The organism is Cupriavidus sp. MP-37 (assembly GCF_020618415.1).
Taxonomy (GTDB): domain Bacteria; phylum Pseudomonadota; class Gammaproteobacteria; order Burkholderiales; family Burkholderiaceae; genus Cupriavidus.
The window spans coordinates 2,501,996-2,523,057 of the sequence record NZ_CP085344.1 but is presented as its reverse complement, the minus strand read 5'-3'; the positions used below and the strand labels follow the sequence as shown (position 1 = coordinate 2,523,057).

Genomic DNA, 21,062 nt, shown 5'->3' with positions numbered 1-21,062 from the left:
CCGGGCCGCACCACGCAAGCAGGCGGACGCCGCCGCTCAGCTGTTGCGCGACAGCGCCAGGCGCAGCAGGTCGGCGACGGTGTTGACGTTGAGCTTTTCCATGATGTTGGCGCGGTGCGCCTCCACGGTCTTGATGGAAATGCCCAGGTCGTCGGCAATCTGCTTGTTCAGGCGGCCGGCCACGATGCGCTCCAGCACCTGCTGCTCGCGCGTGGTCAGCTTGCCCAGCAGGTCCTTGGCGGCGCGCTGCTCGCGCGCGGTGGAGTGGTCGGTGCGGGCCTTCTGCAGCATGCGCTCGACCAGTGCGCGCAATTCGGACTCGTCGAAGGGCTTCTCGATAAAGTCGATCGCGCCGCGCTTCATCGTCGACACCGCCATCGGCACGTCGCCGTGGCCGGTGATGAACACGATCGGAATGTCGATCTGCTCGGCCAGCATGCGCTCCTGCAGCTCCGGCCCGCTCATGCCGGGCATGCGCACGTCCAGGATCAGGCAGGACACCTGGCTGGCGTCGTAGGCGGCGAGGAACTGCTCGGCGCTGGTGAAGCTGCGCACCTGATAGCCATTGCCCTCCAGCAGCCAGGTCAGCGAGTCGCGCATGGCTTCATCGTCGTCGACGATGAATACGGTCTCGCCGCGGTGGGGCGTGGGGTTTGGCGTTGCGGTCATGTAGTCTCCTCGGGACAACAATTCATTGCTGCGAAGTGTAACCGGCAGCGGCCCTCTGTGGCGAGACAGGCCCCCCACCTCGGAGGGGAAGCGGCGCCGCCGGCGCCAGGCATCCGATGATGCGCAAGGGTGCGCGTGGCCCGCGCGCGCGGGCTCTGGTTATTCGGCCAGGGTTTCGGCCGGCGCCGCCTGCAGCGGCAGCATGATCTTGAATGTACAACCGATGCCGTCGACATTGTTCTCGACCCACAGCCGGCCCTGGTGCGACTCGATGATCGAGCGGCAGATGTTCAGTCCCATGCCCATGCCGTCGGACTTGGTGCTGAAGAAGGGCTCGAACAGCCGCTCCTTGGTGGCCTCGTCGACGCCCGGGCCTTGGTCGATCACGTCGATATGGACGTTGTCGCCGATCTCGCCGGACTCGACCCGCGCGTGCAGCCGCACCACGCCGCCGGCGCGCAGCGCCGGCAGCCCGGCCATGGCCTCGACCGCGTTCTTGAGCAGGTTCACCAGCACCTGCTCGATCAGCACCGGATCGACATAGACCGTCAGCGGCGGCGCCGGCAGGCGGGTCAGGATGGTGACGCGGCGGCGCGTGGCCTCGAGGTCGGCCAGGCCCACCGCATCGGCGACGATGTCGTGCAGCGCCGCCTCGCGCCGCTGCGGCTGGCTGCGCTTCACGAAGCCGCGGATGCGGCTGATGATGGTGCCGGCCCGCACCGCCTGCGCCGAGGTCTTCTCCAGCACCGGGATCAGGTCCTCGGGCGTGCTGCGTCCCGAATGCAGCCGCGCCACGGCACCCATGCAGTAGTTGTTGATCGCGGCCAGCGGCTGGTTCAGCTCGTGCGCCAGCGACGACGCCATCTCGCCCATGGTGGTCAGGCGGCTGGTGAACTGCAGGCGCTCTTCATGCTGGCGCGCCATTTCCTCGGCGGCCTTGCGCACGGTGATGTCGGTGGCGATCTGCATCTGCGCCAGGTGGCCGTCGACCCACTGGATATAGCGGCGGCGCACTTCGAACCATTTCTGCATGTCGGGCACGAACACCTCGCGCGCATCCGACGCATACGGCATCAGTTCCGATGCCGGCAGGCCGGCATAGGCATCGACATAGTCGGTGTTGTCGCTCGAGACCTGGTCCTTGTCGAGCTCGTCGCCAGCCAGCTTGACGTGTCCCTCGGCCTCCCAGCCGAACAGCTGGCGGTAGTAGCGGTTGGCGAACAGCAGCTCGGCCTTGTCGGTGGCCAGCACCGAGACCGCGGCGTCCAGGCTTTCCAGCACGGTGGTGAAGCGGTCGTGCGCGGCGGCGAGTTCCTCGCGTGCGCGCTTGGGCTCGGTGATATCGGTCATCGAGCTCATCCAGCCGGTATGGCGGCCGCGGCTGTCGACCAGCGGCGACACGTACATGCGGGCGTAGAAGCTGCTGCCGTCGCGGCGCATCACGCGCATCTCGTAGCCGCCCGCGGGCGACTTGCCCTGCAGCGTCAGGTCGATCTGCTTCTGCATCTCCTGCTGGTCGTTGGGCGGCCAGTAGGGGAACGGCGGCAGGCGTCCGACCAGGTCGTTCTCCTGCCAGCCGGTCATGCGGCAGAAGGCCGGGTTGACGTAGGTGATGCGGCCGTTCAGGTCGAGCGCGCGCAGGCCGATCAGCATCGAGTTTTCCATCGCGCGCCGGAACGAGGTCTCGGCCAGCAGCGCGCGCTGCGCCTCGGAGCGGCGGCTGGTGTGCCGCCACATGCTCCACAGGCTCCACAGCAGGAAGCAGGACAGCCCCACCACCAGCCACAGCAGCATGTTGTTGGGCAGGTTCGACGCCGGCGGATAGGCGTCGGCGCGCAGCGACAGCGAATGGCCCGGCGGGTCGAGCAGCACCTCGTACGACAGCGCGTTGCCGGGCACCGGCCGCAGCGAAGTGCTGGCGCGGGTCTGGTTGTTCTTGTCGATCAGCGAGAAGCGGTAGCGCTCGGTCAGCTCGGGCGGCAGCAGGTGCGTCAGTATGCCGTTGATCGAGTAGAGCGCGCCGAGCGTGCCGAGGAACTCGTTGTCGCGCACGATCGGCACTTCCATCAGCATGAAGCTGTCGCCGCGCTCGTTGACCAGCGGGCGCGAGTAGACCACGCGCTGGGTCTCGCGCGCGGCGTCGAAGGTGTCGAGCACCTCGGGTTCGAGCGGCTGGTCCTGGTTCTCGCGCAGGCGGCTGGCGAACTCGGAGGTCGACGGCAGCGACCAGCGCCCCCGCTTGGTGGCGTCGAGCCAGTTGATGAAGACGATCTCGGGGTTCTCGCGCAGGATTTCCTGCGCCGCGGTGCGGTACGCGCCTTGCTCCAGCTGCGCGGCGGCGATGTCGCGCGCGAGCGAGGCCAGCTGGTCCTGGTTGCTCAGCAGCGACAGGCGCACGCGCTGCTGCGCCCAGGCCGCGTCGCGGTACAGCGCGTCGCGCTGCTGCTGGCGTTCGGTCTCGTGCAGCGACCACAGGATCACGCCCATCGCCACGGTGAAGAGCACAATGGCAACCAGCGGGATGAACATGAACCAGCTGGTGGCGACCAGGTTGCGCCAGCGCAGCCACCACAGGCCGCGCGGCGGCGCTACCGGGACGCCGTCGTCCGGCCCCAGCGCCTCGATCGGCCCCAGGCCCGCCGCGGGAGAAGGCGCATGGGGGACATGGGCGGACTCGCCGCCCGCGGCCTTGGCTGTACCCGACGCATCGGAGGGAAGCATGGCGGCACGCAGGCTGCGGAAAAGACGGTCGAGGCGGTTGGAAAACGGCATGGGAGGGATTGACGGCTGACCGACCAGTGTACCGAGATTATTGCAGTGCGTCGCTTGGGGAAAGCGCCAATGAAATCCCGGCGCCGCGTGCCGGCGCTGGCAGCACGAAGGCATGGGGCATGCGGGTCCGGCTGTGCTTCTTGGTGCGTTGCCGCATAATTCCACATTATAAAAAACGATATCGCAATTTGAAAATTTCGCTTGTGCTCGACATTGGGCTTCCATAGAATCGGACCGACCCAAGAATGCGGGCGGTAGCCATGCGCCTGCCGCGCGGAGAAACCGGAACAGGTTTCCCGGCGGCGGCCCGATGCAAGGCGGCAGTGGCGCCGATCCTCCGCAAGTCGGTGCGAGTCATACGTTGAGTCGTGTCCGGCGCTGCCAGCGCGGACGCGGAAGCCAAGAATTCACCCAGGAGACAGTCATGTCCGCCGTACCAGAGCAGATCCTCGGCGCCTCGAGCGCCAACGACGCCGATCCCCAGGAAACCCATGAATGGCTCGACGCCCTGCAAGGCGTGCTGGCCGCGGAAGGCCCGGCGCGTGCCGCCTTCCTGATCGACAAGCAGATCGAATACGCCCGCGTCAACGGCGTGACCCAGCCGTTCCACGCCGAGACGCAGTACATCAACACCATCCCGGTCGAGCAGCAGGCCCGCATCCCCGGCGACCAGGACATCGAGCACCGGATCCGCTCGTACACCCGCTGGAACGCCATGGCGATGGTGCTGCGCGCCAACAAGCACACCAATGTCGGTGGCCATATCTCCTCGTTTGCCTCGGCGGCGACGCTGTACGACGTCGGCTACAACCACTTCTGGCGCGCCCCGTCGGAACAGAGCGGCGGCGACCTGGTCTTCGTGCAGGGCCACTCGGCACCGGGCGTGTATTCGCGCGCCTTCCTGCTCGGCCGCCTGACCCCCGACCAGCTCGACAACTTCCGCCAGGAAGTCGACGGCAAGGGCATCTCGTCGTACCCGCACCCGTGGCTGATGCCGGACTTCTGGCAGTTCCCGACGGTGTCGATGGGCCTGGGCCCGATCATGGCCATCTACCAGGCCCGCTTCATGAAGTACCTGGACAGCCGCGGCCTGGCCAAGGCCGGCGACCGCAAGGTCTGGGCTTTCCTGGGCGACGGCGAGACCGACGAACCGGAATCGCTGGGCGCGATCGGCATGGCCGGCCGCGAGAAGCTCGACAACCTCGTGTTCGTCATCAACTGCAACCTGCAGCGCCTGGACGGCCCGGTGCGCGGCAACGGCAAGATCATCCAGGAACTGGAGTCCGAGTTCCGCGGCGCCGGCTGGAACGTGATCAAGGTGGTGTGGGGCAGCAAGTGGGATGCGCTGCTGGCGCGCGACACCAAGGGCCTGCTGATGAAGCGCATGATGGAATGCGTGGACGGCGAGTACCAGACCATGAAGGCCAAGGACGGCGCCTACGTGCGCGAGCACTTCTTCAACACGCCCGAGCTGAAGGCGATGGTTGCCGACTGGTCCGACGAGGACATCTGGCGCCTGAACCGCGGCGGCCACGACCCGCACAAGATCTACGCCGCCTACAAGGCCGCCAGCGAGCACAAGGGCCAGCCCACGCTGATCCTGGCCAAGACCATCAAGGGCTATGGCATGGGCGACGCCGGCCAGGCCATGAACGTCGCGCACCAGCAGAAGAAGATGCCGGTCGATGCGATCCGCAAGTTCCGCGACCAGTTCAACCTCCCGGTCGCCGACGACAAGCTGGAAGAAGTGCCGTACATCACCTTCGAGGAAGGCTCGAAGGAACTGGAATACATGCGCCAGGCGCGCATGAACCTGGGCGGCTACCTGCCGGCGCGCCGCCAGAAGGCCGAAGCGCTGCAGGTGCCCGAGCTGAAGGCGTTCGAAGCGCTGCTCAAGGCCACCGGCGAAGGCCGCGAAGTGTCCACCACCATGGCCTTCGTGCGGATCCTGAACACGCTGCTGAAGGACAAGCAGATCGGCAAGCACGTGGTGCCCATCGTCCCGGACGAGTCGCGCACCTTCGGCATGGAAGGCCTGTTCCGCCAGGTCGGCATCTGGAACCAGGAAGGCCAGAAGTACGTGCCGGAAGACCATGACCAGCTGATGTTCTACAAGGAATCGCAGACTGGCCAGGTGCTGCAGGAAGGCATCAACGAAGCCGGCGCCATGTGCGACTGGATCGCCGCCGCGACGTCGTACTCGACCCACGGCGTGCAGATGATCCCGTTCTACATCTACTACTCGATGTTCGGCATCCAGCGTATCGGCGACCTGTGCTGGGCCGCCGCCGACATGCGCTCGCGCGGCTTCCTGCTGGGCGGCACCGCCGGCCGCACCACGCTGAACGGCGAAGGCCTGCAGCATGAAGACGGCCATTCGCATGTGTTCCACGCTGTCATCCCCAACTGCATCTCGTACGACCCGACCTTCCAGTACGAACTGGCGGTGATCATGCAGGACGGCCTGCGCCGCATGTACGCCGAGCAGGAAGACGTCTACTACTACCTGACGGTGATGAACGAAAACTACGAGCATCCGGAAATGCCGGCTGGCGTAGAGCAGGACATCGTCAAGGGCATGTACCAGTTCCGCAAGGGCGTCGAGAACAGCAACGCGCCGCGCGTGCAGCTGCTGGGCTCGGGCACGATCTTCCGCGAGGTGATCGCCGCCGCCGAGCTGCTGAAGAAGGACTGGGGCGTCGAGTCCGACCTGTGGGGCTGCCCGAGCTTCACCGAACTGGCGCGCGACGGCCAGGCCGCCGAGCGCTTCAACCTGCTGCACCCGGCCGAGACCCAGCGCGAAGCCTTTGTCACGCAGAAGCTGAAGTCTGCCCGCGGCCCGGTGATCGCCTCGACCGACTACGTGCGCGCCTTCGCCGAGCAGATCCGTCCGTTCGTGCCGCGCCGCTACGTGGTGCTGGGCACCGACGGCTTCGGCCGCTCGGATACGCGCGAGAAGCTGCGCCACTTCTTCGAAGTGGACCGCTACTGGGTCACGCTGGCCGCGCTCAAGGCGCTGGCCGACGAGGGCGCGATCGGCCGCGACAAGGTTGCCGAGGCCATCAAGAAGTACAACCTCGACCCGAACAAGCCCAACCCGATGTCGGTCTGATCCGGCAGCCTGCACCCACCCCCGCAGTACGGCAGCGCCGTGCCGCGGGCGCCCCGGGCACAGTCCCGATGGCGCCTTGCGGCACGGCGGCGTGACAGAAGCGGGCGGCGAAGGTAATCTCGCCGCTTGCGGACGTCGCGCGTGCCGGCCTGCCCAGGAGACACTGAATGAGTCAAGCGATTGAAATCAAGGTGCCGGATATCGGCGACTATGACGCCGTTCCCGTCATTGAAGTGCATGTGAAACCCGGCGACAGCATCGACGCGGAAGACGCGCTGGTGACGCTGGAGTCGGACAAGGCCACCATGGACGTGCCCTCGCCGCAGGCCGGCGTGGTCAAGGACGTCAAGATCAAGGTGGGCGACAACGTGGCCGAAGGCTCGGTGCTGGTGATGCTGGAGCCGGCCGGCCAGGCCGCTGCCGCGCCCGCACCCGCGCCCGCACCGGCTGCTGCTCCCGCTCCCGCGCCGGCCCCTGCGGCAGCGGCGCCGGCCCCCGCGCCCGCGCCGGCTCCCGCCGCGGCGCCGGCCGGCGGTGGCGGCACCATCGAAGTCAAGGTGCCGGATATCGGCGACTACGACGCCGTGCCCGTGATCGAAGTCCACGTCAAGCCGGGCGACACCATCAGCGCCGAAGACGCGGTGGTGACGCTGGAATCGGACAAGGCCACCATGGACGTGCCCTCGCCGCAGGGCGGCGTGGTCAAGGAAGTCAAGGTCAAGGTCGGCGACAACGTGTCCGAGGGCACGCTGCTGCTGATCCTCGAAGGCGCTGCCGCCGCACCGGCCGCTGCCGCAGCGGCGCCGGCACCGGCTGCCAGCGCGCCCGCTCCGGCTCCGGCTCCGGCGGCCGCACCCGTGCCGGCCGCTGCGCCGGCTGCCGCCGCCGCCGCGCCGGCCGTCGCTGGTGCCACCGGCAAGGCCGCCCATGCCAGCCCCTCGGTGCGCAAGTTCGCGCGCGAGCTGGGCGTCGATGTCTCGCGCGTGCCGGGCACCGGTCCCAAGGGCCGCATCACCCAGGAAGACGTGCAGAACTACGTCAAGGGCGTGATGACCGGCCAGGCTGCCGCGCCGGCCCAGGCTGCCGCGGCCGGCGCCGGCGGTGGCGAGCTGGGCCTGCTGCCGTGGCCGAAGGTCGATTTCACCCGCTTCGGCGAGGTCGAAAGCAAGGCCCTGTCGCGCATCAAGAAGATCTCGGGTGCCAACCTGCACCGCAACTGGGTCATGATCCCGCACGTCACCAACCATGACGAAGCGGACATCACCGAGCTCGAGGCCTTCCGCGTGCAGCTGAACAAGGAAAACGAGAAGGCCGGCATCAAGGTGACCATGCTGGCGTTCATGATCAAGGCCACGGTCGCGGCGCTGAAGAAGTTCCCCAACTTCAATGCCTCGCTCGACGGTGACAACCTGGTGCTGAAGAAATACTTCAACATCGGCTTCGCCGCCGACACCCCGAACGGCCTGGTCGTGCCGGTGATCAAGGACGCCGACAAGAAGGGCGTGCTCGAGATCAGCCAGGAAATGAGCGAGCTGGCCAAGCTGGCGCGCGACGGCAAGCTCAAGCCCGACCAGATGCAGGGCGGCTGCTTCTCGATCTCGTCGCTGGGCGGCATCGGCGGCACGTACTTCACGCCGATCATCAACGCGCCCGAAGTGGCCATCATGGGCGTATGCAAGTCGTACATGAAGCCGGTGTGGGACGGCAAGCAGTTCGCGCCGCGCCTGACGCTGCCGCTGTCGCTGTCGTGGGACCACCGCGTCATCGACGGTGCCGAGGCCGCGCGCTTCAACACGTACTTCGCGCAACTGCTGGCGGACTTCCGCCGCATCCTGCTCTAAGCGGGGTGGCGCCGCGCGGGCGGGGCGAAGGCCCGGCCCGCGCGGCGCGCCACGCGCAACCGGGAGCAAGCCATGACTACCTGTGTTGTCGTCAGGAAGGGCGCCGAGGTGGCGATCGCGGCCGACGCGCTCGTGACCTTCGGCGATACGCGCCTGTCGCGCGCGTACGAGCGCAACCAGAAGGTGTTTCCGGTGGGCGACGGCTTTATCGCGCTGGCCGGGACCACGGCGCACTTCCCGGTCATGCGCACGCTGCTGGCGGGGCTGGGCGACGAATGCCGGCTGGGCTCGCGCGACGACGTGTTCCGAACCTTCCTGAAGGTGCATGAGAAGCTGAAGTCGGACTACTTCGTCAATACCAAGGAAGACGATGACGATCCGTACGAGTCGTCGCAGATCGTATGCCTGCTCGCCAATCCGGCGGGCATCTTCGGCGTCTACTCGTACCGCGAGGTGTTTTCGTTCGACCGCTTCTGGGGCATCGGCTCGGGCCGCAACTATGCGCTGGGCGCGATGCACGCGGTCTATGACCGGCCCGACCTCGGCGCGGGCGAGATCGCGCGCATCGGCGTCGATGCCGGCGTGGAGTTCGACAAGAGTTCGTCCGGACCGATCGAGGTGCATACCGTGCGGCTGCACGAGCAGGATGCCCCTGCGGCCCCGGACCAGGACGATGGCGCGGACGATGGCGCGGGCGGCAATCCGGCGAGCGGCAACGCAGCAACCAACAACGACGGCGCGCCCTGAAGCCGAGAGGCGGGCGCGCATAGAGGAGCAAATATGAGTGTGATCGAAGTCAAGGTGCCGGATATCGGCGATTTCGACGCGGTGGAAGTGATCGAGGTGCTGGTCAAGGCCGGCGACACGGTCGAGGTGGAACAGTCCCTGATCGTGCTGGAATCCGACAAGGCCAGCATGGATGTGCCGTCGTCGGCCGCCGGCAAGGTGGTCGAGGTCAAGGTCAAGGTCGGCGACAAGGTGGGCCAGGGCGCCGTGATCTGCACCATCGAGGCGCAGGCTGGCGCCGCCGCCGCGCCTGCCCCCGCACCGGCCCCGGCGCCCGCGCAGGCCGCTGCGCCGGCCCCGGCTGCGGCGCCGGCTCCCGCCGCCGCCAGCCATGCGGGCGGCGCCGATATCCAGTGCGAGATGCTGGTGCTGGGCGCCGGTCCCGGCGGCTACTCGGCCGCCTTCCGCGCCGCCGACCTGGGCATGAATACCGTGCTGGTGGAGCGTTACGGCACCCTCGGCGGGGTCTGCCTGAACGTCGGCTGCATCCCGTCCAAGGCGCTGCTGCACAACGCCGCGGTGATCGACGAAGCCAAGGCGCTGGCGGCCCACGGCATCCTGTTCGGCGAAGCCAAGATCGACCTGGACGGCCTGCGCCACTACAAGAACCAGGTGGTTGGCAAGCTGACCGGCGGCCTGGCCGGCATGGCCAAGGCGCGCAAGGTGCAGGTAGTGCGCGGCGTCGGCAATTTCCTCGACCCGCATCACCTGGAAGTGGAACTGACCGAAGGCGAAGGCAAGCAGACCACCGGCAAGAAGACCGTGATCCGCTTCGAGAAAGCCATCATCGCCGCCGGCAGCCAGGCGGTGAAGCTGCCCTTCATTCCGGAAGACCCGCGCATTGTCGACTCGACCGGCGCGCTCGAGCTGCCGGAAGTGCCCAACAAGATGCTGGTGATCGGTGGCGGCATCATCGGCCTGGAAATGGCGACGGTGTACAGCACGCTGGGCGCCGACATCGATATCGTCGAAATGCTGCCGGGGCTGATGAACGGCGCCGACCGCGACCTGGTCAAGGTCTGGGAAAAGAAGAACAAGGACCGCTTCGGCAAGGTGATGCTGAACACCAAGACGGTCGCGGTGGAAGCCAAGCCGGACGGCATCTACGTCAGGTTCGAGGGCGAGCAGGCGCCGGCCGAGGCGCAGCGCTATGACCTGGTGCTGGTGTCGGTGGGCCGCTCGCCCAACGGCAAGCGCATCAGCGCCGAGAAGGCCGGCGTTGCCGTGAGCGAGCGCGGCTTTATCGACGTCGACAAGCAGATGCGCACCAACGTGCCGCACATCTACGCGATCGGCGATATCGTCGGCCAGCCGATGCTGGCGCACAAGGCCGTGCACGAAGCCCACGTCGCCGCCGAGGCCGCGCATGGCGAGAAGGCCTTCTTCGACGCCAAGCAGATTCCGTCGGTGGCCTTTACCGATCCGGAAGTGGCCTGGGCCGGCCTGACCGAGGACGAGTGCAAGGCGCAGGGCATCAAGTACAGCAAGGGCGTGTTCCCGTGGGCGGCTTCGGGCCGCGCCATCGCCAACGGTCGCGACGAGGGCTTCACCAAGCTGATCTTCGACGAGGAAACGCATCGCGTGATCGGCGGCGGCATCGTTGGCACGCATGCCGGCGACCTGATCAGCGAAGTGTGCCTGGCGATCGAGATGGGCGCCGACGCGGTCGATATCGGCAAGACCATCCATCCGCACCCGACGCTGGGCGAGTCGATCGGCATGGCGGCCGAGATCTACGAAGGCACGTGTACCGACGTGCCGCCGCCGCGCAAGCGTTGAGGCGCTGCCCGCTGTCATGACAACGCCCGCCTTGATGGCGGGCTTTGTTTTTGGCTGGTTTCGCAATTAACCGCCATGACTCATCTGCGTCGATGTCCGGCTGCTTGCAGTGGAAAATTGGCAGGGGAAGGCGGGCCGGTGCAGCGTCCAAAAAAAACCCGACCGGTAGAGGTCGGGTTTAACGATACCTTTGGACAAGGAGACCGCGGTACCGAGGAGACATCGGCAGACAAGGCAGCGCCGGGCCGGTCGGTCGGTCATGGCACTCCCTTCATCGTTGGCAAAACCCACTGCAACGCATGGCGATGGGCTTTGCCAACGGACCGGCCGTAGCCGGTCCGTTTTCAATGCTGGCTGTCAGGGTATCAGGCAGCAGCGGCCTTCTTCGCCGTGGCCGTGCGGGCGGTGGCGCTGGCTTGCTGGGCAGCCTTGGTGGCAGCCGAAGCAGCGGCCTGGAAGTTGGTTTCAGCGATTTCGACCGCTTGCTTGGTCGCCTTCTGCACCGACTCGTAGGCGTTGTTGGCGGCGGAGATCGCCGACTTCACGATGGCCACGGTCGATTCCGAACCGGCCGGGGCGTTCTTGGCGAAGTTTTCGACCAGGGCCTGGACGTTCTTCGAGCCTTCGGCCAGCTGGGCCTCGGCGACCTTGGCGAATTCGCTCTGGGTTTCCGAAGCGATCTCGTACAGGTGACGGGTGTAAGCCAGGGTCTTTTCGGCGACCGGTTGCACGGCTGCGGCCTGGATGGCCAGCAGTTCCTGTGCATCCTTGGCCGACAGCGCCTTCTTGGCGTTGTCGACGTTTTCAGCGAAGGTGGTCTTGACGACCTGCAGGTTCAGTTCGACGAGCTTTTCGACGCCTTCAAACGCCTTGGTGGTCAGGCCGAACAGCGTTTCGAGGTTAGCCTTTTGTGCTGCTGCGACTTGTTCCGGGGTGAGGATCATTGCTGGTCTCCAGTGGTGAACTTCAAGGTCAAGCAAGTTAAGCCGCCTAGATGTCAGGACCGTGACGGTGTTTTGCCCGCTTCGGCCAGCCCAGGCGCGTGGGTGAGGGTCAGGGCGCCAATTCGTTTGTGCGCCGCAACAAGCCGTATTGTAGGGGCGACCAAATCAATGTCAAGGAGATTTTTGTGCGTCGCACAAAATCCGGATTGTTGGAACTGCGGAAAGTGGCTCCATAGGCATTCCCAGGCTCGCCGGCAATGGCGGGGCAGGGGTGCTACCATGCCAGGCTGCCCGCGCCGGCACGGCCGGCCGAGGCCGGAACCCGACACGATGTGAACAGAATCGCCCAGGCCTTTTTCCATGCTCGCTTTCTACGCCGACCACTTCGTGCTGCCGCTGCCGCCCGGACATCGCTTCCCGATGCGCAAGTACAGCATGTTGCGCGACGCGGTGTCGGCACAGGTGCCGGGGCTGCGCCTGGCTGAGGCGCCGCGCGCCGGCGACGATGCGCTATTGCTGGCGCACACGGCGGAATACGTCGAGGCGGCCTCCGCCGGTACGCTCGACGCGGCGCGCCAGCGCGAGATCGGCTTTCCGTGGTCAGAGGCGATGGTGGAGCGCTCGCGCCGTTCCGCGGGCGCCACCATCGAGGCCTGCCGCAACGCGCTGCGCGAAGGCATTGCCGTGAACCTGGCGGGCGGCACGCACCACGCGTATGCGGACAAGGGCGGCGGCTTCTGCGTCTTCAACGATGCCGCGATCGCCGCGCGGGTGCTGCAGCGCGACGGTGCGGTGCGCCGGGTGGCGGTGATCGACCTCGACGTGCATCAGGGCAACGGCACCGCCTCGATCCTGCACGGCGATCCGTCGGTATTCACGCTGTCGCTGCACGGCGAGAAGAATTACCCCTTCCGCAAGGAAGCGAGCGACCTCGACGTCGGCCTGCCGGATGGCTGCGACGACGAGGCCTACGCGCAGGCGCTGCAGGCCGCGCTGGACACGCTGTTCCGCCGCTTCGAGCCGGACCTGCTGATTTACCTCGCGGGCGCGGACCCGCACGAGGGCGACCGGCTCGGGCGGTTGAAACTGACCATGGCCGGCCTGGCACAGCGCGACCGTTTGGTGTTCGACGCGGCGCAGGCACGCCGGCTGCCGGTGGCGGTGACCATGGCCGGCGGCTACGGCAACCAGATCGAGGACACCGTTGCCGTCCATGCGCAGACGGTGCGGCTCGCCGCGCAATATCACGCCCGCTACGCGCAGCTTGCCGCGCGGCTTGCATCATGAGCGAGGTGATCGAGTCAGGCCGCAGCGGCGCGGCCAGCCCGCGCGCCGCGCTGTGGTTGGCGTCGATGCCGTGGCTGTTCGTGCTGATCTGGAGCACCGGCTTTATCGTCGCCAAATACGGCATGCCGTATGCGGAGCCGATGACCTTCCTGTTCCTGCGCTTTGCCGGCGTGCTGGTGCTGATGGTGCCGTTCGTGCTGCTGGCGCGCGTGCCGTTGCCGCGCGTGACGGGCACGACCGCCACCGACTGGCGCGCGGTCGGGCATATTGCCGTGGCCGGGCTGCTGCTGCAGGCCGGTTATCTCGGCGGCGTCTGGGCGGCGATCAAGCTCGGCATGCCGGCAGGCGTATCGGCGCTGATCGTCGGCATGCAGCCGATCCTGACCGCGCTGATCGCCACCCGCATGGGCGAGCGCATCGGCGCGCGCCAGTGGCTGGGCCTGCTGCTTGGCATCGCCGGCGTGGCGCTGGTGGTGGCGAACAAGCTGGGCACCAGCGGGCTGACGCCGGCCAGCCTGGCCCTGGCCGGCGGCGCGTTGTTCAGCATCACGGTGGGCACGGTCTACCAGCGGCATTTCTGCCCGGTGTTCGACCTGCGCATGGGATCGGTGATCCAGTTCGCCGCGGCGGCGCTCGCCTGCGTGCCGTTCATGTTCCTGTTCGAGACGCGGGAGGTGCAGTGGACTGCCGCGATGCTCGGCGCGCTGGCGTGGTCGGTGGTGGCGTTGTCGATCGGCGCGATCTCGCTGCTGTTCCTGCTGATCCGGCAGGGCGCGGCTACCAAGGTGTCGAGCCTGATGTACCTGACCCCGCCCACTACCGCGGTGATGGCCTGGCTGCTGTTCGGCGAGCGCTTCCCACCGCTGGCGGCCGCCGGCATGGTGCTGGCCGCGCTCGGTGTTGCGCTTGTCATCCGCCGCTAGGCGCCGTGCGTTCGTATCGCGTCGGCCGCTGGTTCAGAATATTCGTATTTCGTACTGTCTCGCGTCCTGTCTCGCGCCCTGTCTTCTTCTCGCCCCATGAAACCCCAAGCCGAATCGCGCAGTGCCTATCCGTATTTCCAACCGATCACTACGCGTTGGATGGACAACGATGTCTATGGCCACGTTAACAACGTTGTCTACTACAGTTATTTTGACACCGTGGTGAATACCTACCTGATCCGGCAGGGCGTGCTCGATGTCACGTCGGGCGACACCATCGGGCTGGTGATCGAGACCCAGTGCAACTACTTCTCGTCGCTCAGCTTTCCCGAGACCGTGGTAGCGGGTTTACGCGTAGCCAGGCTGGGCACGTCGAGCGTGCGCTATGAGGTCGGCCTGTTCAGCGGCGACAACGAGGTCGCTGCCGCGCAAGGGCATTTCATCCACGTCTATGTCGATCGCGCGACACGCCGGCCGGTACCGTTGCCGGGCGCGTTGCGCGAAGCGCTGCTGTCGTTGGCGGCGGCGGGCGCGGTGACAGGTGCGATGACGGGCGCACCGGAATAGGACGGGGCAACAGGAGATGAACAAGATGTCCCACGAGAAGCAACTCGGCTCGCAGGAGGCCGTGGACTGCGTGGATCGCGCGATCCTGACGCGGCGATCGGTGCGGGCCTTTCTCGATACGCCCGTGCCGCGCAGCACCGTCGAAGAGATCCTGGCGGTGGCCAGCCGGGCGCCGTCCGGCACCAATACGCAGCCGTGGCGCGTCTACGTGCTGTCGGGCGAAGCCAAGGCGAAGCTGTGCGCCGACGTGCTGGCCGCCTATGAAGATCCCGAGCGCGACAGCAAGTACCGGGAAGAGTATCCGTACTATCCGCGCGAATGGGCCGACCCCTATCTGTCGCGGCGCCGCAAGGTGGGCTGGGACCTGTACGGGCTGCTCGAGATCAGCCGCGAGGACAAGGCGCGCATGCATGAGCAGCACGCGCGCAACTTCCGTTTCTTCGATGCGCCGGTGGGCATCATCTTCACCATCGACCGCATCATGGAGCAGGGCAGCTGGCTCGACTACGGCATGTTCCTGCAGAGCATCATGGTCGCCGCCCGGGCACGCGGGCTCGATACCTGCCCGCAGGCGGCGTTCGCGCAGTTCCACAAGATCATCGCCAGCCACCTGCGGCTGCCACCGGAAGAAATGGTGGTGTGCGGCATGTCGCTGGGTTTCGCCGATCCGGAGGCCATCGCAAACCGCCTCACCACGGAACGGGAGCCGGTCAGCGGGTTTGCGCGTTTTCTCTCATAGTGAAATTTGTTTCAACATGTAACGATGGAGGCCGATAACTGGCAACGGCTGTGCGTATTGGCTTCGTCGCTGCGAAGGGGTAGCAAGGGTGAACCGGACTGCGCTTGGGTCAAGCCTGCCGGTGTTCGATCACAGACGTGATGCATCACGAACTTTTTTCGTAATGTGGAAATGTATGTGAATCGAACTTTAAGGAGCGTCTGTAAGTCTTTAATCTTGCTAACAATTTCTTTCTTTCCTACACTAGCGCCATTCCTATGCGCTGAACGAATCATGTTCCGGTCTGATTCCATTTTCTCCAGATTCTTCGGCTCCACACCCTTGTCCGCCGTCGCCGCCGCGGTACTGGTGTCGGTGTCGATGGTCGCGGTGCCCGTGGCCGAAGCGGCCACCAAGGCCGCATCCACGCAAAAAACAACCAAAAAGCAGGCCCAATCCGCTAAAGCCGAGAAAAAGACTGCGGCCAGGCCAGTTGCCAAAAGTTCGCGCAACGCCAAGGTTGCCAAGAGCGAAGCACGATCGGCGCGCAAGGTGGTGGTGCTGAAGAAGGGCAAGCGCCACGTCGTGGTGGCGCAGCGCGCGGCCCCTGTGCGGGCGGCGTTTACGCCGTCCAAGCCCTCGCTGGGCGAGGCCATGGGCCTGCGCGACACCGACGATGCCCTGGCCTTGCGCTCCAGCGTGGCCCTGGTGATGGACCAGAACTCCAACGAGGTACTGTTCCAGAAGAATGCCAGCGCCGTGCTGCCGATTGCTTCGATCACCAAGCTGATGACCGCGCTGGTGGTGATGGACTCGCGCCTGCCGATGGATGAGGTGCTGACCATCACCGAGGAAGACCGCGATACCGAGAAGCACAGCAGCTCGCGCCTGCGCTTCGGCACGCAGCTGACGCGCCAGGAACTGCTGCTGCTGGCCTTGATGTCGTCCGAGAACCGCGCCGCTTCGGCGCTGGGCCGGCACTATCCGGGCGGCCTGCCGGCCTTTGTCCAGGCCATGAACCGCAAGGCGCGCGAGCTTGGCATGAATGACAGCCATTTCGTCGATTCCAGCGGCCTGTCGAGCAGTAACGTGTCGAGCGCGACCGACCTGGTGCGCATGGTCAATGCCGCGTACCGCAACCCGATCATCCGCGAGTACTCGACCCAGACCGAGCATGAAGTCAACGTGCTGGGCCGCACCCAGCATTACGTCAGCACCAACCGCCTGGTGCGCGGCGGCAACTGGGAGATCGGCCTGCAGAAGACCGGCTTTATCTCCGAGGCCGGCCAGTGCCTGGTGATGCAGGCCCGTGTGCACGGCCGCAACGTGGTGATGGTGTTCCTGGATTCGGCCGGCAAGCTGTCGCGCTTTGCCGATGCCAACCGGGTCAAGGACTGGCTCGAGCATTCGCCGTCGTCGCCGCAGCGCGGCTTCCCGTCCTCGCCGAACCTGACGCAGGGTCCGGGCAGCGCCCATGCGGTGCTGGCCTCGCAGCAATCGCGCGGCATCTGAGTCCTGCACGTCCGACCGGAAAAAAACGCGCCGCATTGCGGCGCGTTTTGCTTTGATCGCGGCAGCCGTCAGAGCAGCTTGCCGGGGTTCATGATGCCGGCGGGGTCGAACACCGCCTTGATCTCGCGCATCAGGCGCAATTCCAGCGGATCCTTCACCGCCAGGAAGGCATGGCGCTTGAGCTGGCCGATGCCATGCTCGGCGCTGATGCTGCCGCCGTAACGCATCACCTCGTCCAGCACCGCATCGGTCACGGCTTCGCCGTGCGTGGCGGCCCAGTCCTTGGGGGCGCCGGCCGGGCGCGACAGGTTGTAGTGCAGGTTGCCGTCGCCGAAGTGCCCGAACACAAAGGGCCGGATCGCGCCATCGAGCGCACGCAGCCGGGCTTGCATCGACGCCATGAAGGCCGGGATCTGCTCGATCGGCAGCGACACGTCGTGCTTGAGGTGCGGGCCATCGGCGCGCTGCGCTTCGGAGATCTCCTCGCGCAGCTTCCACAGCGCCTGCAGTTGCGCCAGCGAAGCCGAGACCGCGGCATCGAGGCACAGCTCACGTTCCAGTGCCTCGCCGATGACGCGTTCCAGCAGCGCGTTCAGCGCCGCCTCATCGGTGGTGTCGGCCAGCTCCACCAGCACATAGGCCGGGTAGCGCTGCGCGAACGGTTCCTGCACGCCTTCCGCGTGCGTCAGCACCAGGTCCAGGCAATCGCCGGTAAAGAACTCGAAGGCCTGCAGGCGTGCGCCGCATTGCTCGAACAGCAACTCATAGAGCGCCAGCGACTGCGCGGGCGAGGCCACCGCCGCCAGCACCACGCTGCGCGTATCGGTGCGCGGGAACAGGCGCAGCGCCGCCGCTGTGATCACGCCGAGCGTGCCTTCGGAGCCGATCAGCAGCTGCTTCAGGTCGTAGCCGGTATTGTCCTTGCGCAGCGTGCGCAGCCCGTGGAAGACCTCGCCGTTCGGCAGCACGGCCTCGACCCCCAGCACCAGCTCGCGCGTCATGCCATAGCGCACCACGTTGACGCCGCCGGCATTGGTGGCCAGGTTGCCGCCGATCTGGCACGAATCCTCGGCGGCCAGCGACAGCGGCAGCAAGCGGTTGGCGTCCTGCGCGGCGCGGCGCAGGTTGCCCAGGATGCAGCCGGCCTCGGCCACCATGGTGTTGGCGATGGTGTCGAGCGAGCGCACCGCGTTCATGCGGTCCAGGCTCAGCACCACGTTCTGCGCGCGCGCATCGGGCGTGGCGCCGCCGCACAGGCCGGTATTGCCGCCGCGCGGCACCACCGGCACCGCAGCCTGCTGGCACAGCGCCAGCGCGCGCGACACCTCGTCGACGCTACGGGGCCGCAGCACCGCCTGTGCCTGGCCGCGGTAAATGCCGCGCCAGTCGGACAGCCACGGCGCGATATCGTCGGGATGGGTCAGCGCGGTGTCGGGGCCGAGCGCTTCGGTGAGCCGCTGGGCAAAGGATCCGTTTTGCATGATGGTGGTGTGGTCTCAGGAAAGGGATGCGGGCGTGGCAGCGCGCGCCGCCGTGGTTGTGCCGGCGCGCGCGCGCAGCGTCAGCCCGAGGCGGCGCGCGGCGTTCTGCAGGTGCGCCACCGCGGCCGCACGCGCCGCGCCGGCATCGCCGCGGCGGATCGCCGCGACGATGGCCTCGTGTTCGGCCTGCACGGTCTCGGCCAGCCCTGGCTGGCGCAGCGTATTGGCACGCGCGGTGGCGACGGCCTGGTGCAGCTGCAGGTTCAGGTACTGCAGCAGCTGGCGGTAGTACGGGTTGTGCGTGGCGGCGGCGATGCCGATATGGAAAGCTGCGTCGAGGTCGGCGGCCGGCTGCGGATCGTAGAGCCGCGCCTGCAGGCGCTGCAGCAGCGCCGTCAGCGCGGCCACGTCGTCATCGGTGCGGCGCACCGCGGCCAGTTCCGCGGCGGCGCCTTCCAGGTCGATGCGCAGGTCGTACAGGTCGGCCAGCTCGCCGGCGCCGAGTTCGGGCTCGCGCGGCAGCTGGAAGCCGGCTGCGCCGGTGCGCGAGCGCACCGTGCAGCCGACCCCCTGGCGCGATTCGACAAAGCCCTGCGAGCGCAGGTGCTCGGTGACTTCGCGGATCACGGCGGCGCTGACGCCGTATTGCTCGGCCAGCTGCCGGCCGGTCGGCAGGCGGCTGCCGACGGGGTAGGTGCCGCTTTCGATCTCGGCGCGCAGCTGGCGCGTGACCTGTTCGGTAAGGGTGACGGTGCGGGTTCGCATGGCCGTCGATTATAAGGTTTGCTGGTTATCTGAAAACAACGGGTAAACCCTGACATCAAGATGCCATTCCCCCGAAGGCAAAACGCGCGGACTGCCTTGCCGGCAGCCCGCGCGTTGGCGGCAAATGGCGCGGTGGGCCTCAGGCGGCGGCTTCGGTCACATAGCCCATGCCGCGCGAGATCTGCAGGGCGGTGTCCTTCAGGTTCTGCAGCCAGCTGTCCTGGAGCCGGTCCGCCGGTGCCGACAACGACAGGCCCGCCACCAGCCGGCGTGAGTCGTCATAGATGCCGGCGGCGATGCAGCGCACCCCGAGCTCCAGCTCTTCGTTGTCGCGGGCGTAGCCGTTGGTGCGGACCCAGTTGAGTTCACGCTCCAGCTTGGCCAGGTCGGTGATCGAGGTGCGGGTGTGGCCGGCCAGCCCGGTGCGGGTGGCGTAGTTGCGCACGCGCGCCGACTCGTCGGCCGCCAGGAACAGCTTGCCCACCGAGGTCAGGTGCAGCGGGGCGCGGCCGCCGATGGCGCGCACCACCTGCATGCCCGAGCGCTCGCTGTACGCGCGCTCGATATAGACGATCTCGTCGCCCTGGCGCACCGACAGGTTGACGGTCTGGCCGGTGACGCGGTGCAGCGCGCGCATCGGCGCCAGCGCCGCGTCGCGCACCGACAGGCGCGCCTTGACCAGGTTGCCCAGCTCCAGCAGCCGCATGCCGAGCCGGTAGCTGCCCGGATCGGAGCGGTCGACAAAGCGGCAGGCGACCATATCGTTGAGGATGCGGTGCGCGGTGGAAGGATGCAGGCCGGTGGCCAGCGACAGCTCTTTCAGGCTGACCGGGTCGGCATGCTGGGCGAGGGCGTCGAGCAGGGTCATCATGCGCTCGATGACCTGGATGGACGTCTTGCCGGGTGACTTGTCTGCGTCGGACATGGTTGGGAAAAGTAGAAATGTTGCCTTGCGGCATTTTTAAGCGTCTGCCTGATTCTATCTCGCATCGTGAAAATTTCAATAGGTGAAATGACATTACGGTAAGAAACCGCCCGTGATGTCGCACCCCGAGTGCCGTGCATGGCACCGCATTCATGGCCCCGATGAACGCTTTGTGCGCCACCCGCGGCGCCAAGCGCGCATAATTGCGGGGTTTCAGGGTCTGGGAGAAGTCAACAATGCGAGTCGGTCTGTTCCACACCTGCCTGGTGGACCTGATGCGCCCGGAGATCGGTTTTTCGGTGCTCAAGCTTCTGGAAGCCGCCGGCTACGAGGTCATGGTGCCCGAGGCGCAGACCTGCTGCGGCCAGCCGGCCTACAACTCGGGGGAGCGCGCCGTGTCGCGCGACCTGGCCGAGAAATTCCTGCGCGAGTTCGAGATGTTCGACTACATCGTGGTGCCGTCGGGCAGTTGCGGCGGCATGATCCGGCACCACTACGCCGACCTGCTGCGCGACGATCCGGAGCTGAACGGCCGCTACGAGCGCCTGCGCGAACGCGTGTTCGAGCTGACCGATTTCCTCGCCAACGTGGCCCGGGTCGAGACCCTGCCGTCAACGTTCTCGGGGCAGATCACCTACCACGATTCCTGTTCCGGCCTGCGCGAACTCGGGGTCAAGCAGCAGCCGCGCGCCTTGCTGTCGCGCCTGCCCGGCGTGGAGCTGACCGAGATGAAGGACTGCGAGGCCTGCTGCGGTTTCGGCGGCACCTTCTCGGTCAAGTACGGCAATATCTCCACCGCCATCGTCGACGAGAAATGCGCCAACATCCAGGCCACCGGCGCCGAGGCCGTGGTGCTGGGCGACCTGGGCTGCATCCTCAATATCGAAGGCCGCCTGCGCCGCACCGGCGACAGTCGCACCCGCGTGCTGCATATCGCGCAGGTGCTGGCAGGCGACGCCTGACCGCGCCGCCACTCTCAGG

At 66.8% G+C, this 21,062-nt stretch carries 16 protein-coding genes; 10 read left to right on the top strand and 6 right to left on the bottom strand.

Going from position 1 to position 21,062, the window contains the following annotated elements:
* Nucleotides 1–36: 36 nt before the first annotated feature.
* Nucleotides 37–669 carry a response regulator transcription factor gene (locus tag LIN44_RS11610; RefSeq protein ID WP_012352577.1) on the bottom strand — a complete coding sequence of 211 codons (633 nt, stop codon included), beginning with the start codon at nt 667–669 and terminating at the stop codon, nt 37–39.
* Between the two features lie 159 nt (nt 670–828).
* Entirely contained in the window at nt 829–3,441 is a 2,613-nt protein-coding gene (locus LIN44_RS11605; RefSeq protein ID WP_227312214.1) for a PAS domain S-box protein, read from the bottom strand.
* A gap of 424 nt (nt 3,442–3,865) precedes the next feature.
* Between LIN44_RS11605 and aceE the strand changes: the two genes are divergently transcribed.
* The 4 genes from aceE (at nt 3,866) to lpdA (ending at nt 10,959) form a co-directional block, all read left to right on the top strand.
* Nucleotides 3,866–6,553 (top strand): pyruvate dehydrogenase (acetyl-transferring), homodimeric type, encoded by a 2,688-nt coding sequence (gene aceE, locus LIN44_RS11600; RefSeq protein WP_227312213.1) that lies wholly within the window; start codon nt 3,866–3,868, stop codon nt 6,551–6,553.
* A gap of 167 nt (nt 6,554–6,720) precedes the next feature.
* Complete coding sequence (gene aceF, locus LIN44_RS11595) at nt 6,721–8,394, top strand: dihydrolipoyllysine-residue acetyltransferase (protein ID WP_227312212.1); 1,674 nt, start codon at nt 6,721–6,723, stop codon at nt 8,392–8,394.
* A 72-nt stretch (nt 8,395–8,466) separates the two neighbouring features.
* Entirely contained in the window at nt 8,467–9,141 is a 675-nt protein-coding gene (locus LIN44_RS11590) for an MFS transporter (RefSeq protein WP_227312211.1), read from the top strand.
* 33 nt (nt 9,142–9,174) lie between these two features.
* The gene (gene lpdA, locus LIN44_RS11585) at nt 9,175–10,959 is read left to right on the top strand and encodes a dihydrolipoyl dehydrogenase (protein WP_227312210.1); all 1,785 of its coding nucleotides are present in this window, start codon (nt 9,175–9,177) and stop codon (nt 10,957–10,959) included.
* A gap of 365 nt (nt 10,960–11,324) precedes the next feature.
* Here lpdA and phaP1 read toward each other — a convergent pair whose 3' ends face one another.
* On the bottom strand, nt 11,325–11,903 hold the full coding sequence (phaP1, locus tag LIN44_RS11580) for a TIGR01841 family phasin PhaP1 (RefSeq protein ID WP_227312209.1): 579 nt from the start codon (nt 11,901–11,903) through the stop codon (nt 11,325–11,327).
* 360 nt (nt 11,904–12,263) lie between these two features.
* Here phaP1 and LIN44_RS11575 point away from each other — a divergent pair, with 360 nt between their 5' ends.
* The 5 genes from LIN44_RS11575 to pbpG all read left to right on the top strand — a co-directional run bounded on the left by LIN44_RS11575 (nt 12,264) and on the right by pbpG (nt 16,910).
* Nucleotides 12,264–13,190, top strand: a complete 927-nt coding sequence (locus LIN44_RS11575) for a histone deacetylase (RefSeq protein ID WP_227312208.1) — start codon at nt 12,264–12,266, stop codon at nt 13,188–13,190.
* On the top strand, nt 13,187–14,113 hold the full coding sequence (locus LIN44_RS11570; protein ID WP_227312207.1) for a DMT family transporter: 927 nt from the start codon (nt 13,187–13,189) through the stop codon (nt 14,111–14,113). The genes LIN44_RS11575 and LIN44_RS11570 overlap by 4 nt, the downstream gene beginning before the upstream one ends.
* A gap of 96 nt (nt 14,114–14,209) precedes the next feature.
* The gene (locus LIN44_RS11565; protein ID WP_227312206.1) at nt 14,210–14,680 is read left to right on the top strand and encodes a thioesterase family protein; all 471 of its coding nucleotides are present in this window, start codon (nt 14,210–14,212) and stop codon (nt 14,678–14,680) included.
* A 16-nt stretch (nt 14,681–14,696) separates the two neighbouring features.
* Nucleotides 14,697–15,419, top strand: a complete 723-nt coding sequence (locus LIN44_RS11560) for a nitroreductase (protein WP_227312205.1) — start codon at nt 14,697–14,699, stop codon at nt 15,417–15,419.
* Between the two features lie 273 nt (nt 15,420–15,692).
* Complete coding sequence (pbpG, locus tag LIN44_RS11555) at nt 15,693–16,910, top strand: D-alanyl-D-alanine endopeptidase (RefSeq protein WP_227312204.1); 1,218 nt, start codon at nt 15,693–15,695, stop codon at nt 16,908–16,910.
* Between the two features lie 68 nt (nt 16,911–16,978).
* Here pbpG and LIN44_RS11550 read toward each other — a convergent pair whose 3' ends face one another.
* The 3 genes from LIN44_RS11550 to LIN44_RS11540 form a co-directional block, all read right to left on the bottom strand.
* Nucleotides 16,979–18,391, bottom strand: coding sequence for an FAD-binding oxidoreductase (locus LIN44_RS11550; protein ID WP_227312203.1), 1,413 nt, complete (start codon nt 18,389–18,391; stop codon nt 16,979–16,981).
* Between the two features lie 15 nt (nt 18,392–18,406).
* The gene (locus LIN44_RS11545; RefSeq protein ID WP_227312202.1) at nt 18,407–19,156 is read right to left on the bottom strand and encodes a FadR/GntR family transcriptional regulator; all 750 of its coding nucleotides are present in this window, start codon (nt 19,154–19,156) and stop codon (nt 18,407–18,409) included.
* 139 nt (nt 19,157–19,295) lie between these two features.
* Entirely contained in the window at nt 19,296–20,081 is a 786-nt protein-coding gene (locus LIN44_RS11540; RefSeq protein ID WP_012352591.1) for an IclR family transcriptional regulator, read from the bottom strand.
* Nucleotides 20,082–20,317: 236 nt separating this feature from the next.
* On the opposite strand from LIN44_RS11540, the gene LIN44_RS11535 reads away from it, so the two are divergent.
* Entirely contained in the window at nt 20,318–21,043 is a 726-nt protein-coding gene (locus LIN44_RS11535; RefSeq protein WP_227312201.1) for a (Fe-S)-binding protein, read from the top strand.
* The last annotated feature ends 19 nt before the right edge of the window (nt 21,044–21,062 follow it).